This window comes from Streptomyces roseicoloratus, assembly GCF_004117935.1.
Taxonomy (GTDB): Bacteria; Actinomycetota; Actinomycetes; order Streptomycetales; family Streptomycetaceae; genus Streptomyces; species Streptomyces roseicoloratus.
The window spans coordinates 1-12,687 of record NZ_SDOY01000017.1 but is presented as its reverse complement, the minus strand read 5'-3'; the positions used below and the strand labels follow the sequence as shown (position 1 = coordinate 12,687).

Below are 12,687 nucleotides of genomic sequence, written 5' to 3'. Positions count from 1 at the left end.
ACACCTACAATCACCACCGCGGACACACCGCGCTGAAGGGCAAACCACCCGCCAGCCGCGTCCCCAACCTCACAGGGCAGTACACCTAGGGCGGAGGTCGAAAGTCCCGTCTGCCCTTCGGGCAGACGACGCTCCTTTCGACACACGCCCAGGACCCCGCGACGATCCGGAAGGGACGGCCTGGCCGCCCGACGCCGGTTCATGGAACGCCCGGCCGGGGACGACACCGTCCCCGGCCGGGCGTTTCGCGTCAGCGAGGCCGGTACCACGCGGATTCCGTCCGAAAATCCCGGGTGCGCCCGAGTGGCGCAAATGCCTGTGGTGGCGTGCCGAACGGCCTTCCTAGAGTCGTCGCCGACCGAGAACCACTTCGCTCGACCCAAGCTCGACACGAAGGGGGATTCATGAAGCTGTCGCTCAAGACGGCACTCCGGGCCTCGACCATCCTGGGCGGTGCCGCGCTCCTCGCGGTCACCACCGCCACCTCGGCCTCGGCGACCGTCACCGCATCGCACGGAGACGACCGGGCGCAGGCCACGGCGTGGTCGATGCGGGCCTACGACGGCGAGTCGGACGGCAACGGCGTGTACGCCGACGCCTACTTGGCCAACGGCGCCCACGTCTCGCAGTGGGACGGCAACGGCGCCCACGGCGACTGGGGCCCGTGGAGCACGTACAGCTCGCAGATCAAGCAGTTCCGGGTCTGTGAGGACCACAAGGGCTGTTCGGACTGGATCTACTGGCCCAGCTAGGCCGCCGGTCCGGCCGTCGCCATCGGTTCCTCCGGTGCTGTCGGTCTGACACTGTTTCACGTGAAACACCCGGTTGGGGGCGCCCGAACGCCGCTGTCCCCAACCGGGTGGGCGTGTCCGTGGCCGTCGATACGATCAGCACCATGGACCTCACGGAGCGGGCGGGGGAAGCCCGGATCGAGGATGACGGCAACGTCCTGGTCGCGCCGTCGTCGCTGCACGGCGACGACCTCGTCAGGGACTTCTTCGGGACGGTCGTCACGCCGGAGGACCTCGCCGCCGGTGCGCTCGACCTCGCGCGGAAGACCGTCCACCTCTGCGGCGACATCTCCGCCGTCAGCCGCCGCCGACTGAAGGCCGCCGACCGGGTGTTCCTGGTCCGCGGCAGGGCGCACGGCTACCGCGAGGACGACCTCCCCGAGGCGTGGCCGTCGTCGGCCCCGGCCGCGTTCCCCGCCGCGTGCACGGCGCCGGCGTGTACTACCCGCGCTTCTTCGAACCCGACGCCGACCACTTCGGACGGATCCGTGCGGAGCACGAGTTCCAGTCCCTGACGGAGTCCACGAAGCCCGGAACCGCTCACCGCAGCGGCATCTATCTGACACCCGTCACCCGGCACGGCGACGACCTGCGTTTCCGCCTGCTCCGGTGCTCCACGAACCTCTCGGGGCCGACCGAGACCTTCCGCCCGACCGACACGGGCATCGTCGACGCGCTGAACCGTGAGGCCGCCGCCGTCTTCCGCCACCACGCGCCGCTGAACCACGTGCTGGCCCAGACGTACCACAACACCCGTGCCACGCCGGAGCGCAGGCAGTCCAAGGCGAGGATCTCGGCCCATGCCGACAAGACCAAGGACATGCCCCGCGACGGCATCATGGCCTTCTGCACCTTCTACGACCGGCTCGACCACCTGCAGCCGCTCGCCGGCGACGCCTTCGACCTCGGCGTGAAGGGCGTCAGCGCGCTGACCCGGCTCCGTTTCCGCCTCAAGGGGCCGAGCGAGGGAGTCGATCCGGCCGGGGGAGTCGAGCCGGCCGGGGCGGTCGAGCCGGCCGGGGCGGTCGAGCCGGTCCAGGGAGTCGACGGCCGTGCGCTCCCCGAGCAGTTCACCGTGACCCTCCATCCCGGCTCGGTGTTCTTCATGCCGCTGTCCACCAACCGCCTGTACACCCACGAGATCCGGCCTTCGGCGCTGGACGCCGAACTGCTCCCGACCCGCCTGGGATACGTGGTGCGCTGTTCGAGCACCGAGGCCGTGCACCGGAACGGCCACACGTACCTCAAGAAGGCCGACGGCGAACTGGTGAAGCTGGAGCCGCCCACACAGGCCGGCATGGACGAGCTGCGCAGGCGGTACGCCGAGGAGAACAGGAGCTCGTCCTTCGTCGACTACGGCGAGGAATTCCTCTTCAGCATGAACACGGGAGACTACGTTGCCCCGCGCGTCTGACCTCGCGGACGAGATCGTCTCGTACGTCCTGCCGGACCTGCCGGACCTGCCGGACCTGCTCGACCTGCCCGATCGGCCCGACCTGCCGTACGAGGATGACCTCTTCGGGGCTCTCTCCGCGTCCGTGAGCTGGGAAGACCTCGGCAAGGGCCGCCGCGGCGCCGTCATCGCCCGTGTCGATGAGGAGGGCGGCGTGCCCCTCGTCCGGACGACCACCCGATACGGCAGCCCCACGCAGCGTTTCCGGCCGGTGCACGAACGGCTCGCGCGGCGAATCCGGGAATGCGCGGCGCTTCCTGCCGGCGTCGGCCTCGGCTTCAACAACGCTCTCGTCGAGACGTACACGAACACCTACAAAACAATGGGCGCCCATTCCGATCAGGCCCTCGACCTCGCCGAGAATTCCTGGATCGCCGTCTTCTCCTGTTACCGGGATCCCGAGGCGCGCCCGTCGCGGAAACTGGTCTTCGAAACGAAAGAGCCCGGCGGAGAAACGTTCGACATCCCGCTCGCCCATCACGGCGTCGTCGCGTTCTCCCTCTCCACGAATCGGCGGCTCAGGCACCGGATCGTCCGGGACGCCCCCGCCGGCGCGCCGGACAACCCCTGGCTCGGCGTGACCTTCCGGACGTCGAAGACCTTGGTCCGCCACCGCGGCGGACAGGCCCACCTCCCGGACGGAGCGCGCCTCCTGCCGGCCGACGACGAACGGCGGCGGGAGTTCTACCGGCTGCGGCGGCGCGAGAACACCGAGACGGACTTCGTCTACCCGCCCCTGACGTACACGATCAGCGACAGCGATCTGATGCCACCCGTGTGACAGGGCGGCCTGGCCGAGCGTCCCCGGCCCGTCCGCGATGCGGACGGGTCCGACTCTTGCACCCCTGTTGTATCTATGCTGTGCGCATGCCCTCACCAGCGCCTTTGTCCGTCAGACAACCTCCCGCCGCCGACCGCGTCTACATGCACGTCAAGCAGGCGGTCCTGGACCGGCGCTACGAGGGCGGCACCCTGCTCACCGAGGGCGAGCTCGCGCAGGCCGTCGGGGTGTCACGGACGCCGGTGCGCGAGGCGCTGCTCAAGCTGGAGATGGAAGGGCTGCTGAAGCTCTACCCGAAGAAGGGCGCGCTGGTGCTCGCCGTCTCCGCGCAGGAGATCGCGGACGTCGTGGAGACCCGGCTGCTCGTCGAGGAGTTCGCCGTACGCCGGGCCGTGCCCGCGCCGGCCGTGCTCGTCGCGCGGCTCGAGGAGCTCCTGGAGGAGCAGAAGCGGCGGGCCGCCGCCGGCGACCTGGCCGAGGTGGCCGTCACCGACCGCTGCTTCCACGCCGAGATCGTCAAGCACGCCGGCAACCAGATCCTGGCCCGCCTCTACGACCAGCTCCGCGACCGGCAACTGCGGATGGGCGTCGCCGTCATGCAGTCGCAGCCCGACCGGATCGCCAAGAACATCGCCGAGCACGCCGAGATCCTGGAGCGGATCAAGGCCGGCGACGCCGAAGGGGCGGCGCACTGCGTGCGGCAGCACCTCAGCTGGGTCAAGGTCCTGGTCCGGGGTGACGACCGATGAGCGGCGCCCGCGACGGGCACGGCGGCCGCGGCGGACAGGGCGGCCGTGAGGGACGCGACGGCCGCGAGGGACAAGGCAGCCGTGACGGACAGGGCGCCCGTGAGGGACGCGACGGCCGTGAGGGACAAGGCAGCCGTGACGGACAGGGCGGCCGCGACGGGCACGGCGGCTCCGCCACCGTCCTGCCCGGCGATCCGCCCGGCGGCCGGCGCGCCGCCCTCGTCTGGGGCGTCGGCGTCGCCGTCTACTTCGTCGCCGTCATCTTCCGTACGTCCCTCGGTGTCGCGGGACTCGACGCCGCCGACCGGTTCGGCGTCAACGCCTCGGCCCTGTCGACGTTCTCCATACTCCAGCTGCTCGTCTACGCGGGCATGCAGATACCCGTCGGCCTCATGGTCGACCGCCTCGGCACCAAGAAGGTGCTGACCATCGGCGTCCTGCTGTTCACCCTCGGACAGCTGGGCTTCGCGTTCTCCCCCTCGTACCCGATGGCGCTCGCCTCCCGCGCCCTGCTCGGCTGCGGCGACGCGATGACCTTCATCAGCGTGCTGCGGCTCGGCACCCGCTGGTTCCCGGCCCGGCGGGGGCCGCTGGTCGCCCAGCTCGCCGGTCTCGTCGGGATGGCCGGCAACCTCGTCTCCACGATCGTCATCGCCCGGCTCCTGCACGGCGTCGGATGGACCGCCGCCTTCGCGGGCAGCGCCGGGGCCGGCGTGCTCGTCCTCGTGCTGCTGCTGCTCTTCCTCAAGGACCATCCCGAGGGCCACGAGCCGGAGCCGGTGCCGCACGCGGGGGCCGCCTATGTCCGCCGTCAGATCGCCGCGTCCTGGCGCGAGCCCGGCACCCGGCTCGGCCTCTGGGTGCACTTCACCACCCAGTTCCCCGCCATGGTGTTCCTGCTGCTGTGGGGGCTGCCGTTCCTGGTCGAGGCCCAGGGCCTGAGCCGGGAGACCGCCGGGGAGCTGCTGACCCTCGTCGTGGCCTCCAACATGGTGATCGGCCTCGTCTACGGCCAGATCATCGCCCGGCACCACGCCGCCCGCGCGCCGCTGGCGCTCGGCACCGTCGCCGCCACGGCCACCCTGTGGGCGACCACCCTCGTCTGGCCCGGCGACCACGCACCGATGTGGCTGCTCGTCACCCTGTGCACCGTGCTCGGTGCCTGCGGCCCCGCCTCGATGATCGGCTTCGACTTCGCCCGCCCCGCCAACCCGCCGGAGCGGCAGGGCACCGCGTCCGGCATCGTCAACATGGGCGGCTTCGTCGCCTCGATGACGACGCTCTTCGCCGTCGGCGTGCTGCTCGACGCGACGGGCGACGACTACCGGATCGCCTTCTCCTCCGTCTTCGTCCTGGAGGCCCTGGGCGTCGCCCAGATCCTCCGCCTCAGATCCCGTACGGCACGACGGGAGCGGGAACGGCTCGTGGCCAGCCGCGTGGAGGCCGTGCACGTTGCCGCGTGAGCCCGACGGGACCGTGCGGCGGACCCTCGCGGCGGACCGCCCGCCCAGGGGAGCGTACGGAGGAGAGCGGAGCTCAGTTCGGCGTGACCGCGAAGTTCGCCAGGATCGCCTGCGCCAGGTGCTCGTCGCCCTCGATCTTGACGCGGTCGGCGACGTCGGAGGGCCGGACCCGGCCGCAGGCCAGCCGCACGTACGTCTCCCAGTCCGTCGCCAGGGTCACGGCGGGGCCGAGCGACGGGGCGCCGTCGACGGTCCCGCGGCCGTCGGCGTCCACCCGTACCGTCCGCAGGAACTCCACCGGGCCGCTCACGTCGAGGACCACCGCGGACTGCGCGGGCGCGCCGGCGTCCTTCGCGACCACCTTCGGCAGGGCCTCCAGGAGCACGTCACGCGTGACGTACGCGCCGGGGGAGTCGAGGTTGCCCGGGGCGTTCAGCGCGGTCCGCAGGTCCTGCTCGTGCACCCAGCAGTCGAAGGCCCGCATCCGGTAGGCCAGTTCCAGCATCTGCTCGGCGCCGAGGGGAGCGCGGATCAGGGCGTCGGGCTGCCGGTTCTCGTTGCGCAGCTGCCGCGCCCGGCGGATCAGCACGTACTCCAGCTCCGCCGTCATCTCCGGCGCGGTGTGGTGCCGCCGCACGTCGACCTGCATCTCCATGTAGCGGGCGAAGTCGGTGCGCACGTGGTAGAGGTCGCGGGGCAGGGTGTGGATGGGCCGGGGGTCGCCGAGCATCTCGGTCTCCATGCCGATCACATGGGAGACGATGTCGCGGACGGACCAGGCAGGGCACGGCGTGGCGCGATTCCACTCGCCCTCGACGAGCGGCTGCACCAGCTCGGCTATCGCTTCGACGGAGTGGGTCCAGGCGTCGGCGTAGTTCTGGAGGCTGGGATGGACGGTCACGGGACCCCTCGGCGGTTCTTCGTGCTCGGGCTGCTGGCGTAGCGGGCGGGCTGAAACATGACTGCGTGGAGGCTCGGACGCTAAGTTACGCTGCCCGAAGGCACCCCGGCAGTGCTTTCGTGTGACGATCGTAGGCCGGTGTTGACGGCTCGAATGCCAGGACGGTGGTAGTGTGCGCGCCTCACTGATCCAGATCGCGGTAGACCCGGACGAACCGGTCGAGGACCGGCGGGCGCGCGTGGCCCGGCTCGTACGGGAGGAGCGCGGCGCCGCCGATCTCGTCGTCCTCCCGGAGCTGTGGCCGATGGGCGCCTTCGCCTACGAGGCGTTCGCCGCCGAGGCCGAACCGGTGAAGGGTCCCACGTACGAGGCGATGTCCGCCGCCGCGCGGGACGCCGGGGTGTGGCTGCACGCGGGATCGATCGTGGAGGCCGCCGCCGGCGCGCTCTACAACACCTCGCTCGTCTTCTCCCCCGACGGCGGTCTCGCCGCGAGCTACCGCAAGATCCACCGCTTCGGCTTCGACAAGGGCGAGGCCGTGCTGATGGGGGCCGGCGAGGACCTGGTGACCGTCGACCTGCCGGGACTCACCGCCGGCGTCGCCACCTGCTACGACCTGCGCTTCCCCGAGCTGTTCCGCGGCCTCGTCGACGCCGGCGCGCAGGCCTTCGTCATCCCCGCGGGCTGGCCGGCCCGCCGCCTCGCGCACTGGACGCTGCTGGCACGGGCGCGCGCCGTCGAGAACCAGGCGTACGTGCTGGCCTGCGCGACGGCGGGCACGCACGCGGGCGTCGAACAGAGCGGTCACTCGCTGGTCGTCGACCCCTGGGGCGAGGTCCTGGCCGAGGCGGGCCCGGGCGAGGAGACTCTGCGCGTCGCCCTCGACCCGACGAAGGTGGCAACGGTGCGGGAGCAGTTCCCTGCGCTGAAGGACCGGGTTCTGTAGGGACCGGGTTCTGTAGGGGCCGGCAAGGCGCCCCGCGGAGGCGGCCTAGGAGTTCGCCTCGGCCCAGAGTTCGGTGGCGCGGCGGACGCCCGCCTTCACGGCGCCGAACCGGGTGAGGGCCGAGCGGTCGACGCCCGCGAAGATCAGGGCCAGGGCCAGGTCGCCGCCCTCCGCCCGCCCGGCGGCCTGGACGCTCAGTCGCCGGCCCTTGCCCCGGCCCGACTCGCGGACGGTGACCGTGACGCCCGGGTCCTCCTCGTCGGCCGTGCGGGTCAGCACGTAGCCGCGCTTGTCGAGCGCCGAGAGCCGGTAGCAGTCGCCCGCGTGGCGCATCGTCAGGGCGCGCTGGTGCAGCGTCGCGCCCAGGCGGTTGCGGGTCATGTACACCATCCGGTCGCCGACCCGCAGCGTGCACCGGTTCAGGGTCGGCAGGCTCAGGTTCTCGGCGTGCACGCCGCGCGACTCGAAGCTCACCGGAGGCAGCAGCCCGCCGCGCAGCTCCGACACCACGACCTCGGGGAGCGTACGGGGCAGCGGGCACACCAGGGTGATCTCGCCGAACTCCGGGGACACGCCGCGCCAGCCGCTCAGCCGCTCGGGCCGCTTCCCCTCCTGCCAGCGGTGCAGGGTGAACGGCGTGACGGTGGTGTGCACGGGGGACGGCTCCTCGGATTCGGCGGGGGTTCCGGACCGGTTCAATCGGTGGTTCCGGATGGCGGTTCAGCCGGTGGTTCCGGACGGTGGTTCAGCCGGTGGTTCCGGACGGCGGCTCAGTCGGTGGTTCAGTCGGTGGTTCCGGACGGTGGGTTCAGCCGGTGGTTCCGGACGGTGGGTTCAGCCGGTGGTTCAGACGGTGATGGCGTTCAGGGCGGCGGGCCGGGGCGCCGTCTCCCCTGCGGGCCGGGCCCCGGCCTCCGGCGCGTACTCGGCCCACGCCGCCGCCAGTCTCCGTACCGCCGCCACGAGCGTGTCGTGCGGCAGCAGGAAGTGCAGCCGCAGCATGCGGGTGCTGCCGCCCAGCGCGTCCATGGTCGAGCCGGGCAGGACGGCGACCCCGTGGCGCAGCGCGAGCTGCGCGAACGAGACGCCGTCGCCGTACGGGAGCCGTACCCACAGCGTCTGGCCGCCGGTGGCGGGCGGGCAGTCCCAGGAGGGCAGGTGCCGGGCCAGTTCGGCCCGCAACAGGTCGTGACCGGCGCGCAGTTCCGCGACGCGCGAGCGGACGAGCGCGTCGAAGTCGTCCAGCAGCCGGGCCGCCACGAGCTGCGCCGGAACGTCACTGCCGAGGTCGTGCAGCGCCTTCAGCCGCGCCAGCCGCGCGATCAGCGGCGCCGGACCGCGCACCCAGCCGATCCGCAGCCCGCCCCAGACCGTCTTGCTGAGCGAGCCGAGGCCGATGACCTCCGTCCCGTACGCGGAGAGGGGCGGCGGCCCCGGGAAGGCCTCGCCGTCCGCCTCGCCGAAGTGCAGCTCGCCGAGCACCTCGTCGTCGACGAGCGGGACGCCGTACGCCTCCGCCGCCTCGACCAGCCGCCGCCCGAGCAGCGGCGGCAGCACCGTGCCCGTCGGGTTGTGGAAGCGCGGGATCACATAGGCCAGCGCGGGGCGGTGCCGCTCCATCACCCTGATCGCCGCGTCCACGTCGATCCCGTCGGGCCCCACCGGCACCGGGTGGGGCGCGGCCGCCGCCTCCCGGAACAGGTCGAGCGCGCCGGGGTACGTCGGCGCCTCCACCAGGACCCCGTCGCCCGGCGCCAGGAGGAGCCGGGTGAGCAGCCCGATCGCCTGCTGGGCGCCGGTGGTGACCAGGATCTGCGCCGGGTCGGTCGGCAGTCTCCGGTGGGCGTAGCGGTGGGCGACTGCGGCACGCAGCGCGGGCAGACCGGCCGGGTGGTAGCCGAGGTCGTCGGCCGGCAGCACGAGCCGCGCGTACGCCTCCGCCAGCACGGGCGGCGGGGACGGCGGCGCCGCGCAGCTCAACAGCAGCACGTCGTCGACGGGTTCGAGCAGATGCAGGAACATCGGGTTCGACGTCTCCGTCACCCGCGCCTCACCTGGCGGCGTGAGCGCGGCCGGCGCCACGCGTGTGCCGCTGCCCTGCCGGCGCACCAGGCGCCCCTCCTGGCGCAGCGTCTCGTACGCGGCGACCACCGTCGTCCGGCCCACCGAGAGCGCGCCCGCGAGCCTGCGGTCCGGGGGCAGCGCGGCGCCCGGCGGCAGCAGACCCTCGTCGATCAACTGCCGTACGCGGGCGGCGAGAAGCAGGTACAGCGGGCCGCGCCCGGCCGACCAGCGTCCGAGCCAGGCGACGAGTTCGCCGAGGGAGGGTGTCATTGGATCCATCGACGGACCAATCTGCCGGGATTGGACCTGTGGACGCAAGCCCGCCGTCCACAGACTGAACCCATGACCGCCGACCTCCGCCCCGAGTCCCCCGAGTCCCCCGAGTTCCCTGAGTCCTCCGAGTTCCCTGAGTCCCCCAAGTCCGCTGAGCCCTCCGGTTCCTCCGGGTCCGCTGAGCCCTCCGGTTCCTCCGGGTCCGTTGAGCCCTCCGGTTCCTCCGGGTCCCCTGAGTCCTCCGGTTCCTCCGGGCCCTCCGCGCACCCCGCACCCTCCCAGGCCGCCCGTCCCGAGACCCTCGCCGTCCACGCGCCGCAGCCGGAGATCCGCGGCAGCCGACCGCTCGGCATGCCCCTCCACCAGGGCCACGTCTACGCCTTCGAGAGCGCCGACGCCCTCGCCCGGGCCTTCGAGTCGCCCGACGCCTTCCTCTACAGCCGCATGGGCAACCCGACCGTCCGCGCCCTCGAGACCGCCGTCGCCCGCCTGGAAGGCGGCGCCGACGCCCACTCGTACGCCTCCGGCATGGGCGCCATCAACGGCGTCCTGCTCGCGCTGCTGTCCACCGGCGGACACGTCGTGGCCCAGCGCTGCGTGTACGGCGGCACCTACGCCGTCCTCACCGACCTTGCCGCACGCTGGGGCGTCGAGGTCACGTACGTCTCCGGGACGGACCCCGACGAGGTACGGGCCGCGCTGCGCCCCGAGACCCGGCTGCTGTACCTGGAGACGATCGCGAACCCCACCACCCGCGTCTCCGACCTGCCCGCGCTGATCGCCGTCGCGCGGGAGGCGGGCGTGCCGAGCTGCGTCGACAACACCTTCGCGTCGCCGCTGCTGTGCCGGCCGATCGCGTACGGCGCGGACATCGTCGTCCACTCCGCGACCAAGTACCTCGCGGGCCACGCCGACGTCCTCGGCGGGATCGCCGTCTTCAAGGACGCCGACATGCACCGCCGGATCCGTCACTACGCGGTCGAACAGGGCGCCGTCACCGACCCGTTCGCCGCGTGGCTGACGCTGCGCGGTCTGCAGACCCTGCCGCTGCGCGTCGAGCGGCAGTGCGCGAACGCCGCCGAGCTGGCCGGACGGCTCGCCGCCCACCCGGCGGTCGCCGCCGTGCGCCACCCGGCGCTCGCCGGGCACCCGGACCGTGAACTGGCCGCCCGGCTGCTGCCGAAGGGCGGCGGCGGGGTGATCTCGCTGGACCTCGCGGGCGGGCGCGAGGCCGGGCGGGCCTTCGTCGAGGCGGTGCGGGTGGCGTCGCTCAGCGTCTCGCTCGGCGACGTGAAGACCCTGGTCATGCACCCGGCCTCGACCTCCCACCGCCAGCTGGACGAGGCGGCGCTCACGGCGGCGGGCATCGGCCCGGGCACGGTCCGGCTCTCCGTCGGCATCGAGCACGTCGAGGACCTGTGGACGGACCTGGCCCAGGCCCTGGAGAAGGCCGCGGCGACGGAAACGGTCTGAACCGCCCCGGCCGGGGGAGGACCTGAACCTGAGCCGCCCGGGAGCGGCTCAGCACGCGTACGTACGTGACGTACGTACGCGCGTCGCGCGGGGCGGGGACGGTCCGTACGTGACGTACGTACGCGCGTCTCGCGGGGCGGGGACGGGCCGCACGTGACGTACGTACGCGCGTCGCGCGGGGCGGGAGCGGGCCGTACGTGAGGCGTACGGCCCGTCCCCGAAGGCGTAAGGGCCGCACCGGCCCGGTCAGTCCTCCTCCCGTTCCCGTTCCGCCATCCGGATCACGCACACCGCGACCGCGACGAGCAGGGCGGCGTCGGCGTCCTCGCGGACCACGTTCACGGCGTAGGTGTCGCGGACGCGGAACCACTGCCGCGAGATGTGGGCGAGGAGTTCGCCGTCGTACTCGACGGTGAACTCCCGGTCCAGGATCCGCCCGCTGACGTCGAGTCCGGTGCCGTCGACGAGGGTGACGCGGAAGTGGTTGCGCAGCAGCGAGAGCCGTTTGCGGCGGACGGTCGCGAGGATCCGCTCGTCCCGCTCGATCGTCATCGTGTCGCGCAGGCTGAACATCTTCTGCCGCAGCGTGATCAGCACCCGCCCGTCGGGGTCCTTCAGTTCCAGGGTGTCGCGCAGCCGCAGCGCCTTCCCGTCGACGAGGAAGGCGTGCCGGCCCTGCTCGTCCTCGATCCAGTAGTCGTCGCCGATGGCGAAGATCTTGTCCCGTACCAGGTATTTCATGGCGCAATGCCTTCCCCGTCACCGGGAGAAGTAGCGGGTGAACGGGTCGGCGCTGACGCCGAGCTCCGTGCCGAAGGGCGTGTCGAGCTGGTGGATCAGGAGCACCGTGAAGGCGATGAAGCCGGACAGGCCCATCACCAGGATGACGTGGGTGCTGCTGCGGTTGAGGCCGAAGAGGAACATGAAGGCGACGGTGAGCAGACCGCCGATGACGAGCCCCGCCCACAGGACGACGGAGAGGCGTTCCTCGGCCGCCGTCTCCCGGCCGCGGCGGGCGTCGTCCACGTAGCCGATCTGGGCGAGCACCTCCTGGGCGGCGATCTGCTGGGACGTGGTGCCCTTGCCGTGCAGCTCGCCCGCGCTGCGCAGCCGGTCGAGCAGGGCCCAGCCCTCGTCGCCGAGGGGCCGGCGCTCGGCCATCCGGGACCACTCGACGTCCACCACGTGCCCGGCGTACGTGCGGGCCGCCTCGCGCAGCGGCCCGCGCTGCTCGGCGGGCAGGGCGTCGGCCAGGAGGTACGTCTGGTGGAGGGCGCTGGCCTCGGCCTGGACGCGGTCGTCCGCGTCGGCGCGGTTGTCCCAGACGGAGACCAGGCAGAGGCCGAGCACGAGCGCGTAGAAGACCGACACCATCATCGAGATGTACTCGGCCACGTCCTCGCGCGGCTCCTCGCCCTCCCGCAGCGGGAAGAGCCGCGTCTTGACGTAGACGGCGACGGCGGCGACGAGCGCGACGAGGACGATGACGGCGAGCGTTTCCAGCAGGGCCATGGGGTTCCGAGGTCTCTCCGGGCGCTCAGTGGTGGCGGCTGCCGAACAGCGCGGCGGCGACGGCGGAGGGGATGAGGATCAGCAGCAGCATCATCACGACGCCGAGCTGAGGGAGTTCGCGGGCGCGGCGCTGCAGGCGCGGCAGCAGCCCCTCGTCCTCCTCCGCGGCGAGGTCGGCCCGCTCGGGCGGCGCCGCGGACGACCGGGCGGCGGGCTGTTCGCCCACGCCGGGCCGCTCCCCGGCCCCCGGCGCCTCGCCGGGGTCCGTCCCGGTCGCGGCG

The 12,687-nt window shown here is 72.5% G+C and carries 12 protein-coding genes and 1 pseudogene; 7 read left to right on the top strand and 6 right to left on the bottom strand.

Translation table 11 applies throughout. The features are described 5' to 3' along the window. Nucleotides 1–404 precede the first annotated feature (404 nt). The 5 genes and pseudogenes from ESG85_RS01650 to ESG85_RS01630 all read left to right on the top strand — a co-directional run bounded on the left by ESG85_RS01650 (nucleotide 405) and on the right by ESG85_RS01630 (nucleotide 5,237). Nucleotides 405–752, top strand: coding sequence for a hypothetical protein (locus tag ESG85_RS01650; RefSeq protein WP_128976200.1), 348 nt, complete (start codon nucleotides 405–407; stop codon nucleotides 750–752). A gap of 143 nt (nucleotides 753–895) precedes the next feature. After that, nucleotides 896–2,205: pseudogene (locus tag ESG85_RS01645) on the top strand (hypothetical protein). Continuing rightward, nucleotides 2,189–3,025: a hypothetical protein gene (locus ESG85_RS01640; protein WP_181018933.1), complete on the top strand. Its 837-nt coding sequence runs from the start codon at nucleotides 2,189–2,191 to the stop codon at nucleotides 3,023–3,025. The pseudogene ESG85_RS01645 and the gene ESG85_RS01640 overlap by 17 nt, the downstream one beginning before the upstream one ends. A gap of 86 nt (nucleotides 3,026–3,111) precedes the next feature. Beyond that, the gene (locus tag ESG85_RS01635) at nucleotides 3,112–3,774 is read left to right on the top strand and encodes a GntR family transcriptional regulator (RefSeq protein ID WP_181018932.1); all 663 of its coding nucleotides are present in this window, start codon (nucleotides 3,112–3,114) and stop codon (nucleotides 3,772–3,774) included. A gap of 182 nt (nucleotides 3,775–3,956) precedes the next feature. Continuing rightward, entirely contained in the window at nucleotides 3,957–5,237 is a 1,281-nt protein-coding gene (locus ESG85_RS01630) for an MFS transporter (protein WP_128976202.1), read from the top strand. Between the two features lie 73 nt (nucleotides 5,238–5,310). On the opposite strand, the gene ESG85_RS01625 is transcribed toward ESG85_RS01630, so the two are convergent. Further along, nucleotides 5,311–6,138 carry a maleylpyruvate isomerase family mycothiol-dependent enzyme gene (locus tag ESG85_RS01625; protein ID WP_128976197.1) on the bottom strand — a complete coding sequence of 276 codons (828 nt, stop codon included), beginning with the start codon at nucleotides 6,136–6,138 and terminating at the stop codon, nucleotides 5,311–5,313. Nucleotides 6,139–6,310: 172 nt separating this feature from the next. Between ESG85_RS01625 and ESG85_RS01620 the strand changes: the two genes are divergently transcribed. Continuing rightward, nucleotides 6,311–7,084, top strand: a complete 774-nt coding sequence (locus ESG85_RS01620; protein WP_128976196.1) for a carbon-nitrogen family hydrolase — start codon at nucleotides 6,311–6,313, stop codon at nucleotides 7,082–7,084. 45 nt (nucleotides 7,085–7,129) lie between these two features. Here ESG85_RS01620 and ESG85_RS01615 read toward each other — a convergent pair whose 3' ends face one another. Further along, the gene (locus ESG85_RS01615) at nucleotides 7,130–7,738 is read right to left on the bottom strand and encodes a hypothetical protein (RefSeq protein ID WP_128976195.1); all 609 of its coding nucleotides are present in this window, start codon (nucleotides 7,736–7,738) and stop codon (nucleotides 7,130–7,132) included. 192 nt (nucleotides 7,739–7,930) lie between these two features. After that, nucleotides 7,931–9,418, bottom strand: coding sequence for an aminotransferase-like domain-containing protein (locus ESG85_RS01610; RefSeq protein WP_128976194.1), 1,488 nt, complete (start codon nucleotides 9,416–9,418; stop codon nucleotides 7,931–7,933). Between the two features lie 72 nt (nucleotides 9,419–9,490). Here ESG85_RS01610 and ESG85_RS01600 point away from each other — a divergent pair, with 72 nt between their 5' ends. Next, nucleotides 9,491–10,894 (top strand): trans-sulfuration enzyme family protein, encoded by a 1,404-nt coding sequence (locus ESG85_RS01600; protein WP_246094763.1) that lies wholly within the window; start codon nucleotides 9,491–9,493, stop codon nucleotides 10,892–10,894. Nucleotides 10,895–11,140: 246 nt separating this feature from the next. On the opposite strand, the gene ESG85_RS01595 is transcribed toward ESG85_RS01600, so the two are convergent. The 3 genes from ESG85_RS01595 to ESG85_RS01585 all read right to left on the bottom strand — a co-directional run. Beyond that, the gene (locus ESG85_RS01595; RefSeq protein WP_128976193.1) at nucleotides 11,141–11,635 is read right to left on the bottom strand and encodes an LURP-one-related/scramblase family protein; all 495 of its coding nucleotides are present in this window, start codon (nucleotides 11,633–11,635) and stop codon (nucleotides 11,141–11,143) included. A gap of 18 nt (nucleotides 11,636–11,653) precedes the next feature. After that, nucleotides 11,654–12,406: a bestrophin-like domain gene (locus ESG85_RS01590; protein ID WP_128976192.1), complete on the bottom strand. Its 753-nt coding sequence runs from the start codon at nucleotides 12,404–12,406 to the stop codon at nucleotides 11,654–11,656. Between the two features lie 25 nt (nucleotides 12,407–12,431). Then, the coding region (locus tag ESG85_RS01585) for a hypothetical protein (RefSeq protein WP_219825153.1) at nucleotides 12,432–12,687 on the bottom strand (256 nt) is incomplete at its 5' end.